25 protein-coding genes, 1 tRNA gene and 1 pseudogene are annotated in these 25,829 nt (G+C 54.9%); 13 read left to right on the top strand and 14 right to left on the bottom strand.

Going from position 1 to position 25,829, the window contains the following annotated elements; genetic code table 11:
• Positions 1-8 precede the first annotated feature (8 nt).
• The 11 genes from rplT to BLU37_RS25660 all read left to right on the top strand — a co-directional run bounded on the left by rplT (position 9) and on the right by BLU37_RS25660 (position 8,585).
• On the top strand, positions 9-365 hold the full coding sequence (gene rplT / locus BLU37_RS25710; protein WP_010443727.1) for a 50S ribosomal protein L20: 357 nt from the start codon (positions 9-11) through the stop codon (positions 363-365).
• Between the two features lie 109 nt (positions 366-474).
• On the top strand, positions 475-1,491 hold the full coding sequence (gene pheS, locus BLU37_RS25705; RefSeq protein WP_019363481.1) for a phenylalanine--tRNA ligase subunit alpha: 1,017 nt from the start codon (positions 475-477) through the stop codon (positions 1,489-1,491).
• Between the two features lie 27 nt (positions 1,492-1,518).
• Positions 1,519-3,900 (top strand): phenylalanine--tRNA ligase subunit beta, encoded by a 2,382-nt coding sequence (pheT, locus tag BLU37_RS25700; RefSeq protein WP_090210134.1) that lies wholly within the window; start codon positions 1,519-1,521, stop codon positions 3,898-3,900.
• 3 nt (positions 3,901-3,903) lie between these two features.
• On the top strand, positions 3,904-4,206 hold the full coding sequence (ihfA, locus tag BLU37_RS25695; protein ID WP_002553164.1) for an integration host factor subunit alpha: 303 nt from the start codon (positions 3,904-3,906) through the stop codon (positions 4,204-4,206).
• Positions 4,187-4,543: a MerR family transcriptional regulator gene (locus BLU37_RS25690; protein ID WP_019363545.1), complete on the top strand. Its 357-nt coding sequence runs from the start codon at positions 4,187-4,189 to the stop codon at positions 4,541-4,543. Before ihfA ends, BLU37_RS25690 begins: the two co-directional genes overlap by 20 nt.
• A 90-nt stretch (positions 4,544-4,633) precedes the next feature.
• A tRNA-Pro gene (locus tag BLU37_RS25685) sits at positions 4,634-4,710 on the top strand.
• On the top strand, positions 4,685-6,019 hold the full coding sequence (locus BLU37_RS25680) for an AAA family ATPase (protein ID WP_157696413.1): 1,335 nt from the start codon (positions 4,685-4,687) through the stop codon (positions 6,017-6,019). Before BLU37_RS25685 ends, BLU37_RS25680 begins: the two co-directional genes overlap by 26 nt.
• Complete coding sequence (locus tag BLU37_RS25675; protein ID WP_090210130.1) at positions 6,016-6,657, top strand: DUF4276 family protein; 642 nt, start codon at positions 6,016-6,018, stop codon at positions 6,655-6,657. The genes BLU37_RS25680 and BLU37_RS25675 overlap by 4 nt, the downstream gene beginning before the upstream one ends.
• Positions 6,658-6,826: 169 nt before the next feature.
• Entirely contained in the window at positions 6,827-7,000 is a 174-nt protein-coding gene (locus tag BLU37_RS29625) for a YhfG family protein (RefSeq protein ID WP_090210128.1), read from the top strand.
• A 159-nt stretch (positions 7,001-7,159) separates the two neighbouring features.
• Complete coding sequence (locus tag BLU37_RS25665) at positions 7,160-8,089, top strand: hypothetical protein (protein WP_090210126.1); 930 nt, start codon at positions 7,160-7,162, stop codon at positions 8,087-8,089.
• Position 8,090: 1 nt separating this feature from the next.
• Positions 8,091-8,585, top strand: coding sequence for a hypothetical protein (locus BLU37_RS25660; protein ID WP_090210124.1), 495 nt, complete (start codon positions 8,091-8,093; stop codon positions 8,583-8,585).
• 156 nt (positions 8,586-8,741) lie between these two features.
• Here the strand turns inward: BLU37_RS25660 and pabB are convergent.
• From pabB to BLU37_RS25610, 10 genes and pseudogenes are all read right to left on the bottom strand, one after another.
• A pseudogene (gene pabB / locus BLU37_RS25655) lies at positions 8,742-8,957 on the bottom strand (aminodeoxychorismate synthase component I); the annotation flags it as partial.
• Positions 8,958-9,045: 88 nt separating this feature from the next.
• On the bottom strand, positions 9,046-9,645 hold the full coding sequence (locus BLU37_RS25650; protein ID WP_090210120.1) for a TetR/AcrR family transcriptional regulator: 600 nt from the start codon (positions 9,643-9,645) through the stop codon (positions 9,046-9,048).
• Positions 9,646-9,730: 85 nt separating this feature from the next.
• Positions 9,731-11,242: an IS66 family transposase gene (gene tnpC, locus BLU37_RS25645; protein ID WP_090202057.1), complete on the bottom strand. Its 1,512-nt coding sequence runs from the start codon at positions 11,240-11,242 to the stop codon at positions 9,731-9,733.
• Positions 11,243-11,260: 18 nt separating this feature from the next.
• On the bottom strand, positions 11,261-11,620 hold the full coding sequence (gene tnpB / locus BLU37_RS25640) for an IS66 family insertion sequence element accessory protein TnpB (protein WP_004883347.1): 360 nt from the start codon (positions 11,618-11,620) through the stop codon (positions 11,261-11,263).
• 80 nt (positions 11,621-11,700) lie between these two features.
• Positions 11,701-12,516, bottom strand: coding sequence for a 3-hydroxyacyl-CoA dehydrogenase NAD-binding domain-containing protein (locus BLU37_RS25635; RefSeq protein ID WP_090210118.1), 816 nt, complete (start codon positions 12,514-12,516; stop codon positions 11,701-11,703).
• A gap of 116 nt (positions 12,517-12,632) precedes the next feature.
• Complete coding sequence (locus BLU37_RS25630) at positions 12,633-13,334, bottom strand: ABC transporter ATP-binding protein (protein WP_078823990.1); 702 nt, start codon at positions 13,332-13,334, stop codon at positions 12,633-12,635.
• Position 13,335: 1 nt separating this feature from the next.
• A complete protein-coding gene (gene livG, locus BLU37_RS25625; protein WP_012722652.1) occupies positions 13,336-14,103 on the bottom strand; it encodes a high-affinity branched-chain amino acid ABC transporter ATP-binding protein LivG in 768 nt (255 codons plus the stop codon).
• Positions 14,100-15,353 (bottom strand): high-affinity branched-chain amino acid ABC transporter permease LivM, encoded by a 1,254-nt coding sequence (locus BLU37_RS25620; RefSeq protein WP_003172374.1) that lies wholly within the window; start codon positions 15,351-15,353, stop codon positions 14,100-14,102. Before BLU37_RS25620 ends, livG begins: the two co-directional genes overlap by 4 nt.
• A complete protein-coding gene (gene livH, locus BLU37_RS25615) occupies positions 15,350-16,273 on the bottom strand; it encodes a high-affinity branched-chain amino acid ABC transporter permease LivH (RefSeq protein ID WP_090210115.1) in 924 nt (307 codons plus the stop codon). The genes BLU37_RS25620 and livH overlap by 4 nt, the downstream gene beginning before the upstream one ends.
• Positions 16,274-17,013: 740 nt before the next feature.
• The gene (locus BLU37_RS25610; protein ID WP_017526866.1) at positions 17,014-18,228 is read right to left on the bottom strand and encodes a CaiB/BaiF CoA transferase family protein; all 1,215 of its coding nucleotides are present in this window, start codon (positions 18,226-18,228) and stop codon (positions 17,014-17,016) included.
• 227 nt (positions 18,229-18,455) lie between these two features.
• On the opposite strand from BLU37_RS25610, the gene BLU37_RS25605 reads away from it, so the two are divergent.
• Both BLU37_RS25605 and BLU37_RS25600 read left to right on the top strand, forming a co-directional pair.
• Positions 18,456-19,532, top strand: a complete 1,077-nt coding sequence (locus BLU37_RS25605; RefSeq protein ID WP_017526867.1) for a MaoC family dehydratase — start codon at positions 18,456-18,458, stop codon at positions 19,530-19,532.
• Between the two features lie 4 nt (positions 19,533-19,536).
• Positions 19,537-20,526, top strand: coding sequence for an HpcH/HpaI aldolase/citrate lyase family protein (locus BLU37_RS25600; RefSeq protein ID WP_017526868.1), 990 nt, complete (start codon positions 19,537-19,539; stop codon positions 20,524-20,526).
• Positions 20,527-20,574: 48 nt separating this feature from the next.
• On the opposite strand, the gene BLU37_RS25595 is transcribed toward BLU37_RS25600, so the two are convergent.
• The 4 genes from BLU37_RS25595 to BLU37_RS25580 form a co-directional block, all read right to left on the bottom strand.
• On the bottom strand, positions 20,575-21,336 hold the full coding sequence (locus BLU37_RS25595; RefSeq protein ID WP_017526869.1) for a GntR family transcriptional regulator: 762 nt from the start codon (positions 21,334-21,336) through the stop codon (positions 20,575-20,577).
• Between the two features lie 241 nt (positions 21,337-21,577).
• On the bottom strand, positions 21,578-23,350 hold the full coding sequence (locus BLU37_RS25590; protein WP_078823993.1) for an acyl-CoA dehydrogenase C-terminal domain-containing protein: 1,773 nt from the start codon (positions 23,348-23,350) through the stop codon (positions 21,578-21,580).
• A gap of 101 nt (positions 23,351-23,451) precedes the next feature.
• The gene (locus BLU37_RS25585) at positions 23,452-24,588 is read right to left on the bottom strand and encodes a high-affinity branched-chain amino acid ABC transporter substrate-binding protein (protein ID WP_017526871.1); all 1,137 of its coding nucleotides are present in this window, start codon (positions 24,586-24,588) and stop codon (positions 23,452-23,454) included.
• A 276-nt stretch (positions 24,589-24,864) separates the two neighbouring features.
• The gene (locus BLU37_RS25580) at positions 24,865-25,824 is read right to left on the bottom strand and encodes a helix-turn-helix domain-containing protein (RefSeq protein ID WP_090210113.1); all 960 of its coding nucleotides are present in this window, start codon (positions 25,822-25,824) and stop codon (positions 24,865-24,867) included.
• Positions 25,825-25,829 lie beyond the last annotated feature (5 nt).

The raw sequence follows: 25,829 nt of genomic DNA, 5'->3' as shown, positions 1-25,829 counted from the left end.
AGTAACTCATGGCTCGTGTAAAGCGTGGCGTCATTGCCCGTAAGCGTCACAAGAAAATTCTGAAACTTGCCAAAGGCTACTACGGTGCACGCTCGCGCGTATTCCGTGTTGCCAAGCAAGCGGTAATCAAGGCAGGCCAATACGCCTACCGTGACCGTCGTCAGAAAAAACGTCAGTTCCGCGCTCTGTGGATCGCTCGTATCAACGCTGGTGCGCGTATCAACGGTCTGTCCTACAGCCGTTTCATCGCGGGCCTGAAAAAAGCGTCGATTGAAATCGACCGTAAGGTTCTGGCTGATCTGGCAGTGAACGAAAAAGCGGCGTTTGCTGCGATTGTCGAGAAAGCTAAAGCCGTTCTGGCCTAAGTCCCCCGACAATCACCGAGGTTCGTATTCGCGGGCTTCGGTGTTAAACGTCAGTAAATAGGGGAAGAGCCTTCAGGCTCTTCCCCTATTTCGTATCTGGAGTCTGTACATGGAAAACCTGGACGCACTGGTCTCTCAAGCACTTGAGGCTGTGCAAAGCGCTGAAGACATCAATGCCCTGGAGCAAATCCGGGTTCACTACCTTGGCAAGAAAGGCGAGCTGACTCAGGTGATGAAGACCCTGGGGAGCCTGCCGGCAGAAGAGCGTCCGCAATTCGGCGCCCTGATCAATGTCGCCAAGGAGCGTGTCACAGAGGTTCTCAATGCGCGCAAGGCGTCGTTCGAGGAGGCGCAACTGAGCGCCAAGCTCGCCGCCGAGTCCATTGACGTGACCCTGCCTGGTCGTGGCCAGACCTCGGGTGGTCTGCACCCGGTTACCCGGACTCTGGAACGAGTCGAACAATTCTTTACCCACATCGGCTACGGCATCGCCGAAGGTCCCGAAGTGGAAGACGATTACCACAACTTCGAGGCGCTCAACATCCCAGGCCATCACCCGGCCCGGTCGATGCACGACACCTTCTATTTCAATGCGAACATGCTGCTGCGCACCCACACCTCGCCGGTCCAGGTGCGCACCATGGAATCGCAGAAGCCGCCGATCCGCATCGTCTGCCCAGGCCGCGTGTATCGCAGCGACTCCGATATCACCCATTCGCCGATGTTCCACCAGGTCGAAGGCCTGCTGGTCGATCGCGACATCAACTTCGCCGACCTCAAAGGCACCATCGAGGAATTCCTGCGGGTGTTCTTCGAGAAAGAGCTGGCGGTGCGTTTCCGCCCGTCCTACTTCCCCTTCACCGAGCCCTCGGCCGAAGTCGACATGGAATGCGTGATGTGCAGCGGCAAAGGCTGCCGCGTGTGCAAGCAGACCGGTTGGCTGGAAGTGATGGGCTGCGGCATGGTGCACCCGAACGTGCTGCGCATGTCTGGCATCGACCCGGAAGAGTTCCAGGGCTTTGCCTTCGGCATGGGCGTTGAGCGTCTGGCCATGCTGCGTTATGGCGTGAACGACTTGCGTCTGTTCTTCGACAACGACTTGCGGTTCCTCGCGCAATTTCGCTAGTCGTCACGAATCTATTGGGAGAACAGGATGAAATTCAGTGAACAATGGCTGCGTGGCTGGGTAAGCCCGCAGGTAAGCCGCGACGAGCTGGTGGCTCGTCTGTCGATGGCGGGTCTGGAGGTCGACAGCGTGACCCCGGCCGCCGGCGAATTCAGCGGCGTGGTGGTCGGTGAAGTACTGAGCACCGAACAGCACCCGGACGCCGACAAACTGCGCGTCTGCCAGGTCAGCAACGGTACGGAAACCTTTCAGGTAGTCTGCGGCGCGCCGAACGTGCGTCCTGGCCTGAAAGTGCCGTTCGCCATGATCGGCGCCCAGTTGCCGGGCGACTTCAAGATCAAGAAGGCCAAGCTGCGCGGTGTCGAATCCAACGGCATGCTCTGCTCGCAGGTCGAACTGCAGATCGGTGAAGACAACAACGGCCTGTTCGAGCTGGCCGCCGATGCGCCGGTGGGCGAGGACATTCGTGCCTACCTGAACCTGGACGATGCCAGCATCGAGGTCGACCTGACCCCGAACCGTGGCGACTGCCTGTCCCTGGCCGGTTTGGCCCGTGAAGTCGGCGCGCTGTACGCCGCTGACGTCGCGCGCCCAAGCGTGCCTGCTGTGGCAGCGGTGCACGACGAAGTGCGTCCGGTCGAAGTCCTCGCGCCGGCCGCCTGCCCACGCTATCTGGGTCGCGTTATCCGTAACGTCGACCTGTCCAGGCCGACCCCGCTGTGGATGGTCGAGCGCCTGCGTCGTTCCGACGTGCGCAGCATCGACGCCGCCGTCGACATCACCAACTACGTGATGATCGAGCTGGGCCAGCCGCTGCATGCCTTCGACCTCGCCGAAATCAACGGCGGCATCCGTGTGCGCATGGCCGAAGAAGGCGAGAAGCTGGTACTGCTCGACGGTCAGGAAGTCACCCTGCGTAGCGATACCCTGGTGATTGCCGACCACAGCCGCGCCCTGGCAATTGCCGGCGTGATGGGGGGCGAGCACAGTGGCGTGAACACTGCCACCACGCGCGACATCTTCCTGGAAAGCGCGTTCTTCGATCAGATCGCCGTCGCCGGCAAGGCTCGTTCCTACGGCCTGCACACCGACGCCTCGCACCGCTACGAGCGTGGCGTGGACTGGCAACTGGCCCGTGAGGCCATGGAGCGCGCCACTGGCCTGCTGCTGGAAATCACTGGCGGCGAAGCCGGCCCGATCATCGAAACCGTCAGCGAAGCGCACCTGCCGTCTGTTGCACCGGTCACCCTGCGTGCCGAGCGCGTCACCCAGATGCTGGGCCTGGAGCTGGAATCGAGCGAAATCGAGCGCCTGCTGACCGGTCTGGACCTGGGCGTGACCGCCAGCGGGGCAGGGCAGTGGACCGTTGAAGTCCCAAGCCACCGCTTCGACATCAGCCTGGAAGTCGACCTGATCGAAGAGCTGGCGCGCCTGTACGGCTACAACCGCCTGCCGGTTCGTTACCCGCAAGCCCGCCTGGCGCCAAAAGCCAAGGCTGAAGCCCGTAGCGGCCTGCCTGAGCTGCGCCGCCTGCTGGTGGCCCGTGGTTACCAGGAAGCGATCACCTACAGCTTCATCGATCCGAAGCAGTTCGAGCTGTTCAGCCCAGGCGTCGGGCCTCTGCTGCTGGCCAACCCGATCTCCAACGACATGGCTGCCATGCGCTCGTCGCTGTGGCCGGGCCTGGTCAAGGTGCTGCAGCACAACCTCAATCGTCAGCAGGATCGCGTACGCCTGTTCGAAAGTGGCCTGCGTTTTGTCGGCCAGCTCGACGGCCTGAAGCAAGAGCCGATGCTCTCCGGCGTGGTTTGCGGCAGCCGTCTGCCGGAAGGCTGGGCACAGGGTCGCGACGCGGTCGACTTCTTCGACGTCAAGGCTGACGTGGAAGCGGTGCTGGGCGCTGCCGGTGCACTGGACAGCTTCACCTTCGTGCCGGGCCAACACCCTGCGCTGCATCCGGGCCAGACTGCACGCATCGAGCGTGACGGCAACCTGGTCGGTTTCCTGGGCGCCATTCACCCGGAACTGTCCAAGACCCTGGGTCTGGATCGTCCGGTGTTCGTCTTCGAACTGGTGCTGGCGGAAGTGGCGGCGGGCAAGATGCCGAAGTTCAGCGAGCTGTCGCGCTTCCCGGAAGTGCGCCGTGACCTGGCCCTGCTGGCAGACAAAGGCGTGGCGGCCAGTGCCGTGCTGGAAGTCATTCGGGAAAATGCAGGCGAATGGCTGACGGACCTCAGGCTTTTTGACGTATATGAGGGTAAAGGCATTGATCCTCATAGAAAAAGCCTTGCCGTTGGCTTGACCTGGCAGCATCCATCGCGCACTCTTAATGACGATGAGGTGAACTCCGCAACGCACAATATCCTCACCTCGCTTGAAACCAGGTTGAACGCCACGTTAAGGAAGTGACGTATGGGGGCTCTGACGAAAGCTGAAATGGCGGAACGTCTCTACGAGGAGTTGGGTCTTAACAAGCGCGAGGCCAAGGAATTGGTCGAGCTGTTTTTTGAAGAGATCCGTCACGCGCTCGAAGACAACGAGCAGGTCAAACTGTCGGGTTTCGGCAATTTTGATCTGCGCGACAAACGCCAGCGGCCTGGCCGCAATCCAAAAACGGGAGAGGAAATCCCGATCACGGCTCGCCGTGTGGTCACCTTTCGTCCAGGGCAGAAGTTGAAAGCCCGAGTTGAGGCCTATGCTGGAACCAAGTCATAACGACGAGCTCCCGCCGATCCCAGGCAAACGCTACTTCACCATTGGTGAAGTCAGCGAGCTGTGTGCGGTCAAACCGCACGTGCTGCGTTACTGGGAGCAAGAGTTTCCTCAACTCAACCCCGCCAAGCGAGGTGGCAATCGCCGGTATTACCAGCGCCACGACGTGCTGATGATCCGCCAGATCCGCGCCTTGCTGTACGACCAGGGTTTCACCATCGGCGGGGCGCGTCAGCGCCTCTCCGGTGACGAGGCCAAGGATGACAGCACCCAGTACAGGCAACTGATCCGCCAGATGATCTCCGAGCTGGAGGATGTGCTGGTGGTGCTGAAGAAGTAAATTATTTTGGAAATAATACTTCCAAAATTCAAAAGCTTAGGTTAAATTCCTAATCGCTTTCAGAGGTTTGGAAGCACAGCTACTCAGTGTCGGGGCGTAGCGCAGCCCGGTAGCGCACTTGCATGGGGTGCAAGGGGTCGAGTGTTCGAATCACTCCGTCCCGACCAATATTCGATGACAGAGCCACCTTCGGGTGGCTTTGTTGTTTTTGGGATAATTGACTTTCCGAGCGACGCCATCTGTTCCATCATCCTGGGCGGTGCTGCGATTCGGCAGGTCAATGACGCATATCAGGGAGCAGACGCAATGCTGATCCACTCCATCCAACTGGCGAACTTTCTCAGCTTTGGCGCCTCATCCACAGCTGTCCCCTTGAAGCCGCTGAATGTCATCATCGGGCCGAACGGCTCGGGCAAGTCCAACCTGCTGGAATCCATCGAGTTGTTGCGCAGTGCGCCGGAGCAACTGTCGAAGCCTATCCGTGAAGGCGGTGGTGTTCGCGATTGGCTCTGGAAAGGTGCGAAGGGAACGCCAATTGCTGCCTTGGACTTTGTGATCGCCCACCCCAAGGGGCCGCAAAACCTGCGTTATCAACTGGCGTTCACAGAGGTCGGACAGCGTTTCGAGATCTCGGATGAGCGCGTCGAGAACGAAACGCCGGATGGAGCGCATCACGCCAAGCCATATTTCTTCTATCACTTCAACGGTGGCCGGCCGGTACTTAATCTGAAGGGTGGGGGCAGTCGTTCCCTGCAACAGGAAGATGTGGACTTGGAAAAGTCCATCCTTTCCCAGCGTCGTGACCCGGATCAGTACCCGGAAGTGACCTACCTGGGGCAGACGCTTGGCAAGATTCGGCTTTATAGAGAGTGGAGTTTCGGCCGTTATACCGCGCCTCGGCTGCCACAAAAGGCGGACCTGCCCAATGATGTGCTAGAGCCGGACTGCAGCAACCTGGGTTTGGTGCTTAACCGGCTGCGCCGAGATCCGGCTGTTAAACGACGGCTGTTGACGGCGTTGCAGGCGCTTTACAGTGGTATTGATGACTATGACGTACAGATTGAGGGAGGTACGGTACAAGTATTTTTCCACGAGGGTGGAATCACGGTGCCGGCGACTCGCCTGTCAGATGGTACCTTGCGTTATCTGTGCCTCCTGGCTGTTCTGTGTCACCCCACCCCCCCACCCCTGATCTGTATTGAAGAACCTGAGCTCGGGCTGCACCCGGATATTTTGCCGACGTTGGCGGACCTGCTGAAAGAGGCGTCGACGCGGACTCAGCTGATCGTGACCACGCATTCCGATGTGCTGGTGGATGCCATGAGCGATCAGCCCGAATCTGTCCTGGTGGCGGAGAAAACGGAATCTGGCACCACACTTACACGCTTGAATGCCGAGAAGCTCAAGCCTTGGTTGGAGAAATACCGACTGGGTCAGCTATGGACGCGAGGTGAAATCGGAGGGACGCGCTGGTGAAGCTCTATGTCGAAGGAGGGGGGAGTGCAGCTTCATTGAGAACGGCTTGCCGTGAGGGCTTTTCGAAGCTTCTGGACAAGGCTGGTTTCAAAGGACGTATGCCCAGGATAGTGGCCTGCGGCAGTCGCAACGACGCCTACGATTCTTTCTGCACCGCGATACGCAATGGCGAGAAGGCCATGTTGCTGATAGATAGCGAAGCGCCGGTGATCGCAGCAGCGCAACCAGGTGATGCGCGCGAGATTGCCGATCGCGCCAACTGGTTGCCATGGCAACATCTGCTGCAGCGCCAGGGGGATGGTTGGAAAAAGCCTGAGGGCTCCGAGGACTGGCAGTGTCAGCTGATGGTGCAATGCATGGAAAGCTGGTTGCTGGCGGACCGGCAGGTGCTCAGGGAGTTTTTCGGGCAGGGTTATCAGGAAAATAAACTGCCGGCTCTGGGCAATTCTCTTGAGCGTGTGGCTAAGGAGCGTGTCTACGATGCCTTTGCTGAGGCGACTCGTAATTGCAAATCCAAGGATCAGTACGGCAAGGGCGAGCATTCCTTCAAATTGTTGGCGTTGATTGACCCGGCCAAGGTGAGTGAGGCTTCGCCTTGGGCCAAGCGGTTTTTTGAGGTGCTTGAAAAACGTATGTGATTTATTGGAGCGTTGTATCTTCGGCGTGATTCGATGACAGAGCCACCTTCGGGTGGTTTGTTGTTTCTGGCTGTTGGTCATTTTAGGGAAATCTTGAGTTTGGTCGGCATGGGGTTGTAGGTGATGATCGGATAAAATTGTCTGATCAATGTACGTGAGGTGACTCGTCATGGGGGCTCTCAGTTTGGAAGCCAAGAAAGCCTATGCTGCCAAGACTCGCCAATCCAACTATGCGGCCAGTCTGCGTCTGGCGGGCTTTAAAATGACTCCTGCTGATGGAGAGAAAAGCTTACCCTCGCGTGAGGAGGTTCTGAGAGCTTTCTGTAGAAGTAGGGGCTCATGAACAGAGCTTGACCTCAGTAGTTGATCCCGGATCGACTTCAGTTGCTTGCCAAGGGTGGGGGTAGCTACTAGAGGTGTGATATTATATTGATATCATTGTGAAAAAAAGGTACGTTATCAATATTTTCTGCGTTTCTAATAAGTTTGCAAGGGTGTTTCTGTGAAGGGATTCAAGTCGTTTTTAGTTCTGCGATATTCGTTGATTGAGAATAAACAAGGTACGCTTGTTTCAAAGGCTTTGCCAAATCCCAAAGGGGCAGCTGTTGTCTCTGCGTTACAGGATGATGGGCGCGAGTTCTTGCGAAATAAGGTTAGGTACAGTTTTGTAGGCTTTTCGTTTGTTGAGCCTGTCGCGGATGAATTTCCGAGGGGTAGGTTTTTATTAGGGAAGACGGCCAAGCATAAAATAACTAAGGTCGGTGACAAAATTCCGGGTGATATCATTTCCCATGATGCTGATGATTGGGTTCCTGTAATAACAATTGTGGATATCGTTGATCAGTATATTTTTGTACATCATGATTGGCGGTTTGGTACTGAAGAGCAGATTGCGAATGCTGTTCATGCTGGTTTGAAAGGACCGATTTTGGATGAGTATAATTATTCAATTTTTATTGAGCCAAAAACCATCAGGGGGGAGTTTTGGAATATAGTTAGGTCTCATAAGAAGATCTACGAGGTTGAGCTTGATCTGATTTCTCCGAATATATTGGAAACGAATGTTAAAGCTCGTGATGCTCTTAAGGCCATGAAAGAGCTTTTTGGACAGGAAGAGGTTAAAGTTACTTTAAGTAATGAATATGGTGACCTGAAAGTTCCGAAAAATCCTATCGAGGATTATTTGGACTATATCGAGGAAGGCGAAGGTAAGTGGAGTGTCACCACTGAGGGGGAGTACTCTCCTAAAAAAACGCACAAAAGTAGTTCTGCGATAGTTCGGATCGACTTGGATGTTCCTTCGGCTGAAGTGGTTTTGCAGGAGGCTCAGTTAGAGCTTGAGACTGGGGAGCCTGCTCCTGGAAGGGCTGGCAATGATGCTAGGATAGTGGCTGATGTTTTCTCAGTTATAGGGCAAACGTTGAGGCGTTAATATGCTTCGTCTGTTTTTTGTTTTTTTTGCTTCGCTGGGGCTTTCCTTTTTTCTTCTATGGGGTACAAGAGGTGAGGCTAGCTCTGTTTTTAGTGGGGCCAATACGGTGTTGTATGTTTTGGGTGCTTTGTTCGGGGCAATGTCTTTTGCGTTTTTCAATTATGTCGAAGGAGTTATGAAGGATGTGCCGAAAAAGCTAAAATCTCAAAGGCCTGAAAAGTACTCTCTAGTAATTTCTACCTTAACTGATCTAAAGCGCGAGGTTGTCTTGAATGTGGTCTTGGTTGTTCTGCTGTTGATGATCTCGTTTGTTGTTGCAGCGATCGGTGAGATGGGTTTAATGCAAAGGCTGGGGAGCACAAGTTATTGGGTTTGGAGTGCGTTGTCTGTTCGTGGTGCCTGTTTTGTTAGTATCTTGGTTGTGATGTTTGTACAGCTGTCAGGGTTCGTGATTGCGAATAATTTGCGTGCTGAAATCTCGATGCATGGAGAGTGAATTCATGGGTTTTGAGTAGTTTCAGCAGCCTTGGCGTTAGATTGCTTTGACAGTAAGCGTACGGCGAACTCACCTTCCGAACTCCAGCATTAAGGGCGATGGTGTCTCGAACTTTCCAAGCAATGTGAAGGTATCGCAATGAACCACGAGCTCAGATTTGCTAAATAGCTGGCACAGTCGTTCAAGTTCTGTTTGCGCTAGTGCAGGATGAAACACAAGCTGGCTGGTACCCAGCAGATGATCGGTAATCAGTGCCCAAGAGTACAGTCCAAGCACGGCATCCGGCAGATTAAGATCGTCTTTCGCTCTGGCAGGCAAAACCTCGACGTGTCGACCAAAATCGTAGGCTAGGTAGCCAATAAAGCCTCCCGCAGGTCACATCGCTAATCATCAATGCCATCAAATGTGACAGGCCCGGTGATCAGCCACATTGGGTTTACGTATCCGCATGCGCGTCTCGTCACATTTCGCCATCGTCGCTGTTGCAGTACGTCAGCAATTTTCCTACGGCTGTCGTGAGTAAAGTTTGCAATAGTTCTTCGCGAGTTTGCTTTTCCAAGGTCGAGTCTATTAGCCAGGCAGGCGTGCTATTCAGGAGGCTGGCGACAAGCGCGGCAATCGTCAAATAGGCCGATTCTGATGCTTCAGAAGTGGCTCCCAAAACGGTGTGCAGAGACCGTTCATATCGCTCTCGCAATGTTTTTATCCTGCATTGCTGCTCTACAGTAAGACAACAAATGTCCCGTTCAGCCAGGCAAGAATGCCAAGGCATGTCATCGTGTAATTTTAAATGAGCGATGATCAGCGCATTGAGTCGGTCTTGTCTCTTTTTGAGGCGGTCGCCCACTTGGGCCACGAGTCTCAGCCTCTGTTCGTATAATTCTTCAATAACCTCGAACAGCATCTCTTGTTTACTTGAATAATAGTGGTAAAGCGTGCCTGCTGATAAACCCAAGCAGGCGGCCAGCTCACGCATCCCCACCTGCATGAAGCCCTTTTTGGCGAACAATTCCACGGCCTTTTCGCGTCTTTCGGCAAAGCGTGAGCAGCGCTCAACCATAGAGATGAAAGCCTCTACCGATCTTGCGGCCCAGATAACCGTAAGCGCTCCATAAACCCCACTTGGCTAAAGATAGGTAAAGCGCTTAGCTGTGAAGTCGAGGTTCGCAGTTCCACGGCAGCAAGGCTTCGTAATCCTCAACCGAAGTCGCCGTTGGCAGGCGTTCCAGTGCGTGGCGCAGCCACGCATAAGGCTCTTGGCCGTTGGCTTTGGCAGTCTCGACCAAGCTGTAAAGTTGAGCACTGGCCGTCGCGCCCTTGGGCGTGTCGCTAAACAGCCAGTTCTTTCTTCCGATCACGAAGGGGCGGATCGCGCGTTCTGCCGCGTTGTTGTCCATCGGCAAATACCCTTCCTCGACGTATCGCTCCAGCTTGCTCCAGTTACTTGCGAGGTAACTGATGGCTTTGCCCAAGGCATTCTGAGCGGTGACCTGGGGCTGCGTCTTTTCGATCCAGCTTTTCAACTGAGCCAGTATCGGCAGGCTATGTTCGTGACGGCCGATTTTACGATCAGCGTCGCTACTGGCCTTCAAGTCGCGTTCGATCCCATACAGCTTGTTGATCAGATTCAGCGCGATATCCGCACGTCCCGTTTTACCTTTGGGCTGCACTTTCTGTGCTTCAACAAACTTGCGTCGCGCATGCGCCCAGCAGCCTAGACGCTCAACTCCGTCCTGCGCGCCCAAGGCATTGTAACCGGCGTAGTCATCGGTCATCACGTAACCGCGATAACCTTCGAGCAGGCGCGTTGGCACCTCCTGCGCACGGCTGGTGGAGTAGTCAAAAAGGATGACCGGCCTATCCGGTGGGCCGCCGGTTTGCACCCACATCCAGGATTGGCTGCTCGGTTCTCGATCTGGTTCTTTCAGCACTTGCACGCGCGTTTCGTCGCAGTGGATGACGCGGCTTTCCAGTAGCCGGTCGCGCATCAAATTCAGCAGCGGCTGAAAGTGTTCGCCGCACTGGATCACCCAGCGAGCCAAAGTCTGGCGCGGGATATCAATACCGTAGCGACCCAACACTTTTTCAAATCGATGAAGCGGTAAACCGTCAACGTATTTGGTAGTCAGCAACATCGCCAAAACGCTGGGGCTGGCCATGCTTTTTTCAATCAGTTGAGCAGGCTTGTCCGCAGTGACTGGGGCGGCTTCGCATTCACGGCAACCGTAGATCTTGCGCACATGCTTGATCACGCGGATCTGCATTGGCACGATCTCAAGCTGCTCGCTGATTTCCTCACCAATGCTGTGTTTACGGCAACCGCAGGCGCAGGTCAGTTCGTGCTCGGGCAGTTCGTGGATGACTTCGATGCGCGGCAGATCGGCAGGCAGCGGCTTGCGCTTGCCACGGCGCTTGGCGGGGGCGACAACCTCTTCTTCAGCGTTTTCGTCGATAGCTTCGACGACGCTTTCGGCTTCGTTGAAGAGCGCCAACTGCGGTGTGGCCGGATCGGCTGTTTGCTCGGACTTGCGTCCGAACAAGCGCTGGCGCAGCAATGCGTTCTCTTCTTCTAGAAAACCGACCCGCGACTGCATCTTCGCAAGCATTTGCTTGAGCAGTTGGAGATCGTCGGGAAGGTTGTCGGGCATGGATTTCATGCCCTGGATTATACCGAATCAGGCCACGAATCGCGGCGTCAAAACCTGATGGGGACGGTTACGCCAGAGGTCAAAACCGTCGAGCAGCCAGTTCAGTTCCTGGACGGTGAGGACAATCGCCTCGTCGGTGGCATCGGGCGATGTTTTGAATCGCTCTGATTCCAGGCGTTTGAGCCAAAGGCAGAAGCCGTTGCGCTCCCAGTACAAGATTTTCACTCGGTTGCGCGGCTTGTTGAGGAAAACGAAAAGTACCGGGTCGAATACGGCAACCTTGATATCCAGTTCGACCAGCGCAGCCAGTCCGTCGATGGATTTTCGAAAGTCTACAGGTTTGGGGTAGAGGTACACTTTTTCGACTTTGGCGTCGGGTCGCATCATGGCGCACGGGCTCCTGAGAGTATCGGGAGCCCAGCATCCCGCGTTAGCTTAGTGCTTTGAATGTGGGGTTTATGGAGCGCTTACAGATAACCGGCGGCGACCATTTCCTTGAGCAGTGGTGCAGGGCGGTACTTGCTGTCGTTGAAGCCGTCGTAGAATGTTTGCAGGATCGCCAGTACGGTATCGAGGCCTATCAGGTCGGCAAGTGCCAGAGGTCCGATGGGCTGGTTACACCCTAGGCGCATGCCTGCGTCGATGTCTTCGGCGCTGGCCAATCCCTCTTGAAGTACCATAATCGCTTCATTAATCATGGGCATCAGAATGCGATTTACGACGAAACCTGGACGATTACCAGTGTTGATCGCGATCTTGCCCAAGGTTTTAGCCATGGCCAGTGCCAGCATGTGAGTGGCATCGCTGGTTTGCAAACCGCGAATTACTTCGACCAACCCCATAAGTGGCACCGGGTTGAAAAAGTGCAAACCTATAACTCTATGAGGATGGTTTACGTTGGTGGCCAACTGGGTAATCGACAGCGATGATGTATTGGAAGCTATCACACAGTCGGCACTGACATGCGTCGCGATCTGTTGAAGTATGCCCAGTTTAAGGTTGATGTTTTCGGTGGCGGCTTCGATCACCATATGCGCATATTGCAGGCTGACGTAATCGGTGCTGGTACTGATTTTCCCGAGCGCAGTCAGCCTTTGCTCTGGTGTCAGGGTGCCTTTGGTGACTAATCGGGTGAGGTTGCTGTCAATGGTCGCCAATGCCTTTTCCAAGGCAGCTTCGCAGATATCGATCAAGATCACGTTAAGGCCGGCCTGCGCGCAGACTTGCGTGATGCCATTGCCCATAATGCCGGCACCAATGACGCCGACGTTTTGTTGATTCATGTGTATTTCCTTATCATCAAACACGACGAGCCCTTGGCTGCTGCCAAAAAACGCGCATCAATGGATGGTGCAGGAACGATCTCTTCAGATCGTCCCTATGGATGTTAATCCAGCCGTTAACCGCCCAGGTACGCCTCACGCACCTTCGGATCGGTCAGCAATTGCTTGCCAGTGCCCTGCATCACCACCCGGCCGTTTTCCAGTACATAGGCGCGGTCGGCGATTTTCAGCGCCTGGTTGGCGTTCTGTTCCACCAGAAACACCGTGACACCGTCTTTGCGCAGCTGTTCGATGATGTCGAAGATCTGCTGGATGATGATCGGCGCCAGGCCCAGGGACGGTTCGTCCAGGAGCAACAGCTTGGGCTTGCTCATCAGCGCCCGGCCGATGGCGAGCATTTGCTGCTCGCCGCCGGACATGGTGCCGCCGCGTTGGCTGAAGCGTTCCTTGAGCCGGGGGAACAGGTGCAACACCTTGTCCATCTGCTCCTGGTAGTCGCCCTTGTCGGTGAAGAACCCGCCCATGGCCAGGTTCTCTTCGACGGTCAGGCGCGAGAACACGCGACGGCCTTCCGGCACCACCGCGATGCTCTTGCGCATGATGTGCGACGATTCCTGGCCCACCAGCTCTTCACCCATGTAGCGGATGCTGCCGCTGTGGGCCTGCGGCGATCCGCACAGGGTCATCAGCAGGGTCGACTTGCCGGCGCCGTTGGCACCGATCAGGGTCACGATCTCACCCTGGCGCACTTCCACGTTGACGCTGTGCAGGGCCTGGATCTTGCCGTAGAAAGTGGAAACGTTTTCGAATTGCAGCATTTTACGCTTCCCCCAGATAGGCTTTGATCACTTCAGGATTATCGCGGATCTGCTCCGGCGTGCCGTCGGCCAGTGGCGTGCCCTGGTTGATCACCACGATATGGTCGGAAATGCTCATGACCAGCTTCATGTCGTGTTCGATCAACAGCACCGTGGCGTTGTTTTCCTCACGCAGCACGCCGATCAGCGCCTTGAGGTCTTCGGTTTCCTTGGGGTTCAGGCCGGCCGCCGGTTCGTCGAGCATCAGGATCCGCGGACGGGTCATCATGCAGCGCGCGATTTCCAGACGGCGTTGCTGACCGTAGGCCAGGGTGCCGGCAGGGCGGTTGGCAAACTCGGTGAGGTTGACCTTGTCCAGCCAGTACTCGGCGTATTCCATCGCCTCGCGCTCGCTTTTGCGGAACGCCGGGGTCTTGAACAGGCCGGCAAAGAAGTTGGTGTTCAGGTGACGGTGCTGAGCGATCAGCAGGTTTTCGACCGCCGTCATGTCCTTGAACAACCGCACGTTCTGGAAGGTGCGCACCACGCCCTTGCGGGCGATCTCGTGGCCGGCCAGGCCCTGGATCGGCTGGCCGTCCAGCAGGATGCTGCCGCCACTTGGCTTGTAGAAGCCGGTGAGGCAGTTGAACACCGTGGTCTTGCCGGCGCCGTTGGGGCCGATCAGCGCTACCACTTGTTTCTCTTTCACGGTCAGGGCCACGCCGTTGACCGCCAGCAGGCCGCCGAAGCGCATGCTCAGATTTTCGACTTTCAGTATCTCGCGGCTCATTTGCGCAGCTCCATGTGTGGACGTTGCATGGGCAGCAGGCCTTGAGGACGCCAGATCATCATCAGCACCATCATGGCGCCGAACATCAACATGCGATATTCGCTGAACTCACGCATCATTTCCGGCAGCAGGATCATCACGATCGCCGCCAGGATCACGCCCAGTTGCGAGCCCATGCCACCCAGTACCACGATGGCGAGGATGATCGCCGACTCGATAAAGGTGAACGACTCAGGTGTTACCAGGCCTTGGCGAGCGGCGAAGAAGCTACCGGCGAAACCGGCGAACGCAGCACCTAGGGTGAACGCGGAGAGCTTGATGATGGTCGGGTTCAGCCCCAGCGCGCGGCAGGCGATCTCATCTTCGCGCAGCGCTTCCCACGCACGGCCGATTGGCATGCGCAGCAGGCGGTTGATCACGAACAGCGCGGCCAATGCCAGCAACAGTGCCACTAGGTAGAGGAACACCACCTTGCTCACCGGGTTGTAGGCGATCCCGAAGTACTCGTGGAAGGTCTGCATGCCCTCGGCAGCGCTACGGTCGAACGACAGCCCGAAGAATGTCGGCTTGGGGATGCTGCTGATGCCGTTGGGGCCGCCGGTGATGTCGGTGAGGTTACGCAGGAACAGGCGGATGATTTCCCCGAAGCCCAGGGTCACGATCGCCAGGTAGTCGCCGCGCAGGCGCAGTACCGGGAAGCCCAGCAGGAAGCCGAACGTGGCCGCCGCCATGCCCGCCAGCGGCAGGCAGATCCAGAAGCTCCAGCCCAGGTAGTGCGAGAGCAGCGCATAGGTGTAGGCACCCACGGCATAGAAACCCACATAACCCAGGTCAAGCAGGCCTGCCAGACCCACCACGATGTTCAGGCCCAGGCCCAGCAACACGTAGATGAGGATCAGGGTGGCGATGTCGACGGCGCCGCGCGAGCCGAAGAACGGCCAGATCAGCGCGGCCACGATCAGGCCGATGATGATGTAGCGCTGGGTACGCGGCAGGGTCAGGAATTGGCTGACCTTGGGCGACACCAACGGCGCGCGGTTGCCCTTGAACAAGGCACCGACCTGCTGGGTGAACAGCACACGCAGGAACATCAGCACCGAGCACAGGGCAATGATGGTCAAGGTCACGGGACCTGTGCCATGCACTTCAAGGTTGATGCCGACAATGCTCAGCTTGAGGCCGAGTACCGGAAAGGCCACGGCCCATACCAGCAAGGCGCTGAAAAACGCCGATTTAAGATATCTGCTCATACTTTCTCAACCTCCGGACGGCCCAGGATGCCGGTCGGACGGAACAACAGCACCAGAACCAAGAGGCCGAACGCCACGACGTCCTTGTACTGGTCGCCGAAGATATCGGCGCCAAAGGCCTCGGCCACACCCAGCACCAGGCCGCCGAGCATCGCGCCCGGAATGCTGCCGATGCCGCCCAATACCGCCGCGGTAAAGGCTTTGAGGCCCACCAGGAAACCGGCGTTGGGGTTGATCACGCCGTACTGCATGCTCAGCAGTACCGCCGCGACGGCTGCCAGCGCGGCACCGATCACGAAGGTCAGCGCAATGATGTTGTTGGTGTTGATGCCCAGCAGGTTGGCCATCTTGATGTCTTCAGCGCACGCCCGGCAGGCGCGGCCCAGACGGGAGCGGGAGATGAACAGGGTCAGGCCCAGCATGGCCACCAGGGTGACGACGAAGACCAGGATTTGCATGTAGGAAATCAGGACTTCTTCCGCGCCACCCGGACCGAAGGAGAAGCTCCCCGGAATCAGGTTGGGGATGGATTTATCCTTGGAGTCCTGGGACAGCAATACGGTGTTCTGCAGGAAAATCGACATGCCGATGGCGGAAATCAGCGGGATCAAACGGTTGCTGCCACGCAGGGGGCGGTAGGCAACGCGCTCGATACTGTAGCCATAGGCACTGGTTACGACGATCGACGCAAGGAACGCGGCGGTCATCAACAGCGGCAGGGAGTGGATACCCATCATGGCCAGCCCGGCAAGGGCGATAAAAGCCACGTAGGAACCAATCATGTAGACCTCGCCATGGGCGAAGTTGATCATTCCAATGATGCCGTAAACCATTGTGTAGCCAATGGCTATCAAGGCATAGGTGCTGCCAATGGTCAGGCCATTAACCAGCTGTTGGAAAAAATGATAGATGTCAGACATTACAAGATCCTCTACCCCAGGCTGTCAGAAAAGAAAAAAGCCATGGAAACCTCATTGAACGTCACGTGGGTTTTGCCACGTTTGATGAGTTTTATTTTTTGTGGATGCCTTGTCAGAGACACTTAAGTAACGCGGTCTCTCAGCACTGGATAGATTAAGCGAGGGGAGGATTGCGAGCGCACGGATAGGGAACTTCATGTTTGACTCCAACTACTATTTATATTCAGACGATGCGCATTGCCGAGCGGCATGTCAGGCGCGGTCTATGATTGTTGTGGGCAGTTGTGGCGTGCCGAGAGAAAATGCAAAAAAGCAATGAATTACGAATTTTTTAATTGAGTGTCGCATGAGATTAGGGTGGGTGGCGAGTCCGGTCCAGTATTAAAAACGCATCAGTGCGCCGAATGTCCTCGCTATACAAAAAATGGCAGTTTTATACCAGTGGACAACTATGAAATTTCATGGGGACAGTGTTCACTGTCTGGGCGCAGAGCGCCATCATCTAGTTTTAGTTGATGAGCTTTCTACGGGTCGCCAGGCGATTGGCCGATGCGATTAATTATAAAAAATTCGAGACCAATTATGAAAAGAAAAGCAGTTTTTCGATGGCTTAAATCTGTTTGCATGAAAGGTATTTTGGCATTGTCGAAGTTGCCGGCCTACGCATAACCAGAATTAAAACCACATGCTGACTTCATCTGTGATGAGGTCAGCTTTTTTACCGTTGTCTTATGTTGCAGTTACCGAACAATACCGTCGCGATACAGCCCGTTTATAGTGTTTTCATCGAGTCCAAGTGTGCAAAGGGTTTCTCGGGTGTGCTCACCAAGGCGAGGCGCCCGGCGCAGGACTTCGCCTGGGGTCAAGCTCATCTTGATGGGGATTCCCGCAATGCGCGCGGGAATGCTGGAGTTGGGCTGCTCAACTTCCACGATCATCTCGCGAATAGCGTAGTGAGGGTCTGCATAAATCTCATCGGCGGTATAGACAGGCCCAAAGGGAACCAGGCCGCCCAGGCACGCCTTGATTTGCTCTTTAGTACGAGCGCGAGTGAAAATTTCAATCGCATCAATGACCTTGTCTACGTTTACCAGGCGAGCGGCATTGGTCGCGAAATTCGAGTCAGTGGCCAACTCACGACGATCAATGGCCGTTGCAAGCTTCACCCAGAACTCATCATGGGCGCAGGCAATGGACACCCAACCATCTTTTGCTCTGAACAGCCCGAAAGGGCACAGCAAAGGGTGACGGTTGCCTTCTGGCGCAGGGCTGCGATTTTCGTATGATTTCTGATAAATGATGCGCTCACATACCGACAGAACGGCATCGGTCATCGCTACATCGACAAACTGTCCCTCGCCCGTGCGGCGTGCATAGTGAAGCGCGTTCAACAAACCGATTGTCAGCATCAGGGCAGGAATCGTGTCGCCTACACCAGGACCGATCTTGGTCGGTGTGTTTTCATCGGGTCCGGTAATTCCCATGATGCCGCCCATTGCCTGGGACACCACGTCATATGAAGGCCAGTCACTATAAGGACTGTTGCCGCTACGTGGATCACCGAAGCCGCGTACAGCGCCGTAGACCAACCTGGGATTGAGCTCGCGCAGTGACTCGTATGAGAGGCCCAGCCGGTCGAGGACGCCCGATCGAAAATTCTCCACCACAATGTCTGCAGTTTTGACCAAATCACGAAAAATCGTTTTGCCTTCTTCTGTTTTGAGGTTGATCGCAATCGAGTGCTTGTTGCGATTGACGCTCTGAAAATAGCCGCCGTATTCGCGAACTTTATCGTCTGCCATGTAAGGGCCCAGCTTGCGCGTGCCGTCGCCTTCGAATGCTTCGACCTTGATAACTTTGGCTCCGTGGTCCGCAAGAATCTGAGTGCCGAAAGGGCCTGCAAGCATTTGGGTCAGGTCAATAACAACAATGTCATCCAGGGATTTGGCAAGCATGGTCATTTCTCATTATTAGGGTGCTTTTCAGGCCGGGAAGTGGCTTCCGTCCCTGATCTTTATGTACGTACATTACTATCTGGGTTTTAAAAATAAAACATATTTATTAGATCTGAAAGTTATTAAAATGGGGGTTTTCTGCGGTTTTAGACGCTTGACGTTGATTTTTCGTCAAGGATACTATGTGCGTACATATTGTGTCTGGCTGAGATATCGGTGAGGGTGTGATGAGCAAGGTGCGGCAGGGCAATTTTTTTGAAGACTTTTCTGTTGGGATGCATATCCAGCACCCGACACCTCGTACGCTCACAGAAGGAGATCGCAGTCTCTACATCGGATTAACCGGCAGCCGCGATGCCATTGGCAGTGCCGAAACGGTGAGTGCAGCCTTGGGTTTCGAAAAACGGCCCATGGAGGATTTCCTTGTTTTCAATATCGCGTTCGGAAAGACCGTTCCTGACATTTCTTTGAATGCGATCGCTAACCTCGGCTATGCAGATGTGCGGTTTGTCAGACCTGTCTATGCGCAAGACACACTTCGCGTTAGCAGCGACGTGATCGGTCTGCGGGAAACGTCGAACGGAAAAGCCGGGATTGTTTACACCCAGTCAGTCGCCACTAATCAGCGAAACGAAGAGGTGTTGACTTGGGTGCGTTGGGTGATGATTCATAAAAGAAACAAAGATGAAGTTTCAGGTGTCAACGTTATCCCACCGTTGCCTCAGGAGGTCGCGGTACAGCATTTCCCAGCATTGCAGGTGAACGCTGCCGCCGAGGTCATGTTTGAGGCGACTCGCTCACGTTTTTTTTGGGAAGACTACAGCGCGGGTGAGCGTATCGATCACATGAGTGCAATGACCATCAATGACAGTGATCATAGTCAGGCGACGCGCTTGTACCAGAACACTGCCAAGGCACACTTTGACGCTTATACAATGGCCGCGAGCGGTATGCAGCAAAGGCTGGTATATGGCGGGCATGTGATATCCCTCTGCAAGGCACTTTCGTATGACGGATTGGAAAATGCTATCTGCGTACTGGCGATGAATGGCGGGAATCATGTGTCGCCCACGTTCTCCGGCGATACTCTGGTATGTGCCACGCAAATAAAGGAACAGATAGAACTTGGTCATCCACATATGGGCGCGCTGCGCCTGCGTCTGATCGCCGCCAAAAATATAGGCGCCGCGAGCAAGATAATCTTTACGGAAAAACATCAAGGAAAAATTGAATACCCTCCCGAGGTCGTACTGGATCTCGACTATGTGATCGCAATCCCGAAAAAACCCAATAATAAGGTGTGACGTCATGAGTAATCAGGTACATCCTCGCGAAGCGTTGTTCGATGGCGAAAAAACGTTCCCGGTATTATCCGTGTGCGAACACTTCGCCGGCAGTGAAAAGCTGATTGTCAAGGCGATGGAATTGCAAGCGCAGCTAGGTCCTGTCTTCGATATTACCTGTGACTGCGAAGATGGGGCGGCCGCAGGTGATGAGGAGGATCACGCGCAAATGGTGGCCAGGCTTGTGAACTCTGAAAAGAATCTTCATGGCAAGTTGGGTGTGCGTATCCATGACTATACCCACCCGTTCTGGAAGCGCGATGTCGACGTCATCGTCGGTCAAACGGCGGCGCGTATTGCGTACGTCACGCTGCCTAAGGCAATTACGGCCGCGCAGGTAGTCGAGATGTCGGATTACATTCAGGCCGTTGCGGCGCGCACGGGCGTCGAGCGTAAAATTCCAATCCACGTTCTGGTTGAAACCCATGGCGCGTTGAGAGAAGTCTTTGAAATCGCAGGCCTGCCGGGTGTTGAAGTGCTGGACTTCGGCCAGATGGATTTTGTGAGTGCTCACCAGGGCGCTATTCCAGCGTCGGCGATGCGCAGCCCCGATCAATTTCAGCATCCGCTGATTGTTCGCGCTAAAACCGAAATGGTCGCCGCCGCCATTGCCAATGGTGTGGTGCCTTCGCACAACGTGTGTTTGAGCCTGAAAGACGCTGACGTTATCGGCGGTGATGCTTCAAGGGCCAAGCGTGAATTCGGCTTCTTGCGTATGTGGAGTATCCACCCCGCGCAGATCAGCGCCATTGTCAGCGCCATGCAGCCTGCCTTCGAAGAGATCGAAGACGCCGCTGAAATTCTGTGTGCGGCCCAGGACAAGGATTGGGGCCCGATTCAGTACCAGGGCGAGTTGCACGACAGAGCGACCTACCGTTACTTTTGGAGCATCCTGGAGCAGGCCAAGGCCACAGGTATGAATATTCCCGAGAAAGCCCTCAAACGCTTTTACTAAAGGCTTGCTAAGCTGAATGCCATGGCACCGATGGTGGCATGGCATTTTTTATTTGGCCGCGTTGGTCACTCGCTTGAGATGAGTCGATACGCTGATGCGTTTGGCTGGGTAGACCGTTTCAGTCAATTCAACGAGCTGACCTTGATCGTCTTTATAGTGCCGCAGAATCCGCAACCCCGCGGAACGGTCTTCAACGTTTAAGCGCCGGGCCATATCGCCCTCAATGAGTACTGCAAATACGGTCTGGCGTACTTCAGATATCGTAATTGCGTAGTGCTTTTCGAGGATGTCGCTGATCATCATTTGTGGTTGCTGCCGGATAGTTTCCAGCGCGCCTGCGTATGCAGTATTGATAAAGATATTGGCCCAGCATCCGGCCTGCGTGCTCTTGGCGTCAATTCTTGGGCCTGACATATGAATCCATTCTGAACCGACAGGGGCTTCCAGTTGCCGGGCCAATACTCTGTCGAGTGCTATCGAATGGGTACTTTCGATGCTACGCACTTCCGACATCGCTACCTGGATCAAGTCTTCGATTGTGCTGACGGACTGTGAGTAGGCCACGCTCGGATTGATGCTCTCGACAAGACTACCGACCGCCTTCTTGCGCGTGATGTACCCCCGTTCCTTCATTATCGTTAACGCAGCACGAACGGTCTGTCGGCTGACGGCGAAATGGGTTGCCAGTTCATGCTCGGTAGGGAGTAGCGTGCCCAGGGTATATCGGCCATTCACTATTTCAGCAATCAGCGAATTGGCGACTTCTACATAGCGTTTGATTTTACTTGTGCCTTTGGCCTTGACTACCACTTACTTATACTCCTGGTGTCTCAATATCAACGTCTCCCAATCGGCAACTTTTGGGTCATTGCATCAGGCTTTGCCGTCATCTGGACAGGCTACATGTTCTTGTGGGCAAAGGTAACCGAATGATTAGTGAGTGCCAGGGCCGTGCCTAATGTGCCACTGTCAACGGGTCGGTGAAGGGGAGGACGTTGAGGCGCCGATAATGAACGCCTCAGCGTGGGTGACGGGAGCGGGCAGGTTAGGATCAGAATTGCTCTGGGTCCAACAGATAAAGTGATGTCGAGCCGTTACGTATGCTCGCTTCCAGGCTTAGGGTACGAGGCAGCAGGCGTTGAAAATAGAACGCGCCAGTTGCCAGTTTCGCTCCGTAGAACACCGGGTCGTCGCTGAGTTTTTGCGCGGCCACGATGGCCATGCGTTCCCACATGTAGGCGTAAGCGACGTAACCCAGCAAGTGCAAGTATTCGACCGAAGCGGCGCCTGTCTGACGGGGGTCGGACTTTGCCGCCTGGAGCACCCAGGAGGTGACCGACTCCAGGCGTTCCACGGCACACACCAGCTCATTGCTGTGGGGACTTTTCCGAGTATCCGCAAACGCGCGTATTTCCTCGCAGAAGCGATAAAGGTTCGCCCCCGCGTTCGCGATCACTTTACGCCCCAGCAGATCAAGCGCCTGGATCCCGTTGGTGCCTTCATAAATCTGAGCAATACGCACATCACGGACCAACTGCTCCTGGCCCCATTCACGAATGTAGCCGTGACCACCGAATACTTGTTGCCCGTGAACGCAGCTGTCCAGGCCGGTATCGGTGAAAAATGCCTTAGCCACAGGTGTGAGCAAGGCCACCATCGCCTCGGCGTCATGGCGCTCATCGGCCAGGTCAGAAAACTTTGCCAGGTCCAATTGCTGACCGACGTAACAGGCAAATGCCCGTCCTCCCTCGGTCATGCCCTTCATGCTGAGTAGCATCCGCCTGACATCCGGATGAACGATGATGGGGTCGGCCATCTTGTCGGAGCCGACCACGGAGGTGGTTGACCGACCCTGCAAGCGTTCGCAGGCATAGGCCCGTGCGTTCTGATAGGACGCTTCGGCACAGCCTATGCCTTGGATGCCGATGGAGAGTCGTTCGTAGTTCATCATGGTGAACATTGCCGCCAGTCCTTTGTTGGCTTCCCCGACCAACCAGCCACGGGCCCCATCGAAATTCATCACGCAGGTGGCAGACGCCTTGATGCCCATCTTGTGTTCGATCGAACCGCAACTCACCGCATTGGCTGCCCCCAGGGAGCCATCCGCATTCACCAATATTTTGGGGACCACGAACAGCGAGATACCCTTGGGCCCGGCGGGGGCGTCCGGTAGCTTGGCCAACACCAGGTGAATGATATTTTCGGTCAGGTCCTGATCGCCACCGGTGATGAATATTTTGCTGCCCGTGATGGCATAACTTGCATCGCATTGAGGCTCGGCACGGGTACGAATGATCCCAAGATCTGTGCCCGCATGCGCTTCAGTCAGGCACATGGAACCTGCCCAGCGGCCTTCGTACATTGGTGGTAAATACAGCTTTTTCAGCGCTTCGTCAGCATGGGCATCCAATGCCAGGCAGGCTCCGGAGCTGAGGGTGGAGTACAGCGCAAAACTGGAGTTGGCACCGTAGAGCATCTCTTCGAACTGTACAGCCAACATCTTGGGCATGCCCATACCGCCGAAGGCGGGATTACCACTGAGCCCGACCCAGCCCCCTTCAATGTAAGTGGCGTAGGCTGCTCTGAAACCTGCGGGTGTGCTGACCTGGCCTTGTTGCCACTGTGCGCCTTCTTCGTCTCCACTTCGATTGAGTGGGGCGATCAAGCCGCTTGTCACCTTTGCCGCTTCTTCGAGAACGGCGTCTGCCGTATCGGCATCAACAAACTCCGACAGCGCCGGTAAGCGAGCCCAGAGACGTGGGGCTTGGAAGACTTCATGGAGCACGAAGCGCATGTCGCGCAGGGGGGCAGAATAAAGCGACATCAGAAATCTCTTCTTTTGTATGATTAAGCCATGAGTAACGTGTGAAGTATCAGGCTTGAAAAAAGAATGCCCGCAACAAGTGCGAGCATTCCTTGGCGCTATCAGTTTGCTAACGTTTTGGTGCCGTCCTTGTGCCACGTGTAGACCACGTAACTGAAGTCTTTCAAGTCACCTTTCTGATCGAAAGAGATTAGGCCGATAGGCGTATCAAACGTTTTTTTCTTAAGCGTTTCTGCAACTTTTTCGGTGTCTTCGCTACCGGCTGCCTTAATGCCTTCGGCAATCACTTCAACTGCGGTGTAGGCGGGCATTACAAAGTTGCCGCTGGGGTCTTGGTTTTGTAGTTTGAACGCTTTGACCAACGCCGTATTTTTTGGATCCTGGTCAAATGCCTTGGGTTGAGTGAACAGTAATCCTTCACTGGCGGCTCCGGCAATGGCACTAATTTCGCTATTGCCCGCACCGTCGGTACTGACGAATGTGGGCTTGAAGCCCTTTTCTGCGGACTGACGAAGAATCATGCCCATTTCAGGATGATACCCACCGTAATAAAGCAGATCGACGTTCGCTCTCTTGAGTTTGGTAATCAGTGATGAGAAATCTTTTTCACCGGCGTTAATGCCGTCAAATATAACGACATTCACGCCCTTGGCGTCCAGACGCTTCTTCACTGCGGTAGCTATGCCTTCTCCAAACTGCTGCTTGTCGTGAATGATCGCGACGACATGTGGTTTGAGTTTATCGGCAATGTAGTCGGCGGCGGCGGGTGCCTGAAGGCCATCAAGGCCAATGGTGCGGAACATCATCTTATAGCCACGGTTGGTAATGCCTTCGTGCGTGGCCGAGGGCGTTACCATAAGAATTCTTTCATCTTCGTAGATGTCCGAAGCTGGAAGTGTGGAGCTGGAGCATACGTGACCCACAACAAATTTAATGCCATCGTTGACCACTTTGTTAGCGACCGCCACCGCTTGCTTCGGATCGCACGCGTCATCATAGGTCACCAACTGCAGTTTTTTACCGTTGACGCCGCCAGCGGCATTAATTTGCTCCGCGGCCATTTTTGTTCCCATAAACACCATATCGCCGAACTGGGCGACAGCGCCAGTTGCGGGGCCGACGACAGCAATTTTGATGACATCATCTGCCAGGCTCAGTGGTGTAATAGTTGAGGCTAGCAGGAACACGCTGAGTTTCGCCAGTGCTGGCCATTTAACGGATCTTTTATTGAACTTCATAACACCTCCAATGCGCCTGTTTTTTGACGGCTCAAAGCAAATTACGCAGACGAGCAATCAGTTATTGTTATGCTGTTGGCAGTGAATCAAACGACTATTTGGTTTTTCTGATAGTGGTTTTATAAGGGTGCTATTGCAGCTTACCGACGTGTTCGCGAGAGCGTCCACAGGGCGTGCGCGGTATTTTGTATCGCGCGTCTGTATCGGATAATAAATGGCTGAATAGTGTTATTTGCAGCGCGTGGCCGTCGCTCGCATGCTTGTTGAGTGTTATGACTATTCAGTTGCCCGCCAGCGTCCTGGTGGTTTCCCGACGATGTCTTTAAACACCCGACTGAAGTGACTTTGGTTGGAAAAGCCACACAGATCTGCGATTTGCGCGATATCCATTTCGTTTTTCAGCAAGAGCTCTTTGGCCCGACTGATTCTTTTGAGTGTCAGCCAACGGTGGGGCGTCAGCCCCAGCTCCTCACTGAACGCTCTGGAAAAGTGGCGACCGCTCAGACCACATGCCTCTGCCATACCGAACACATTAATCTCTTCATGGAGATTTTCGTCTACGTAAGCCTCGACTTTCTTTTGTCGCCATACGGGGAGGGCAATGGATTTTTCATCCGCTTGAGTATCACCTCCCATGATGAACAACCCACTTATAATACTGGTGAGTGTGGCATCGGCCAAGATTCTGTGCGCGGGCCCCTCACTGTTTGTTAAGCCCCAAAGGGTAGTAATGGCTGATGCGAAGAAAGTGCCTTCCCAGGTTTTTTCGCCAAGCCTGGAAAATACCTCCGTTATTGTCCGACTGGTAATGGAGTAGAGCACTTTGCTCAACGTTGCCGTAGGCACAGTAATAAGTAACAGTTCTCGCTCACCGCTGACTTTCCAGTGGCTCTGCTTACACGATGGAATAACCATCACTCTTCCGGGTATCGCGAGCTCATTGCGCCAGCCTTCGCCCATATTCCAAGAGTAAGTGCAGTTCTCGGCGACGGAGAGCGGCATTGCAATAACGACTTCAGGTACTGAAGGGTCCACAAAGTCATGGGTATCTTGTTCAACCCGAATCATTTCGAACTGAAGGTTACCCGGCGCGCTGCGATGTTCCTGCGGAAACCTGGAGTAGGTGGACGATTTATAGAAATCTGAGTAGCTTGGCCAACGAAATGCTTGTGTCATCGCTATCGCTCTCCGGTTGTTGCAGGGGCACTGCGAATGAGCGGTCAGCGGATCGCCCATTCGAT

The sequence above is a fragment of the Pseudomonas asplenii genome, from assembly GCF_900105475.1.
GTDB lineage: Bacteria > Pseudomonadota > Gammaproteobacteria > Pseudomonadales > Pseudomonadaceae > Aquipseudomonas > Aquipseudomonas asplenii.
The sequence above is the reverse complement of the archived record's forward strand: the minus strand, read 5'-3'. Positions and strand labels throughout refer to the sequence as shown.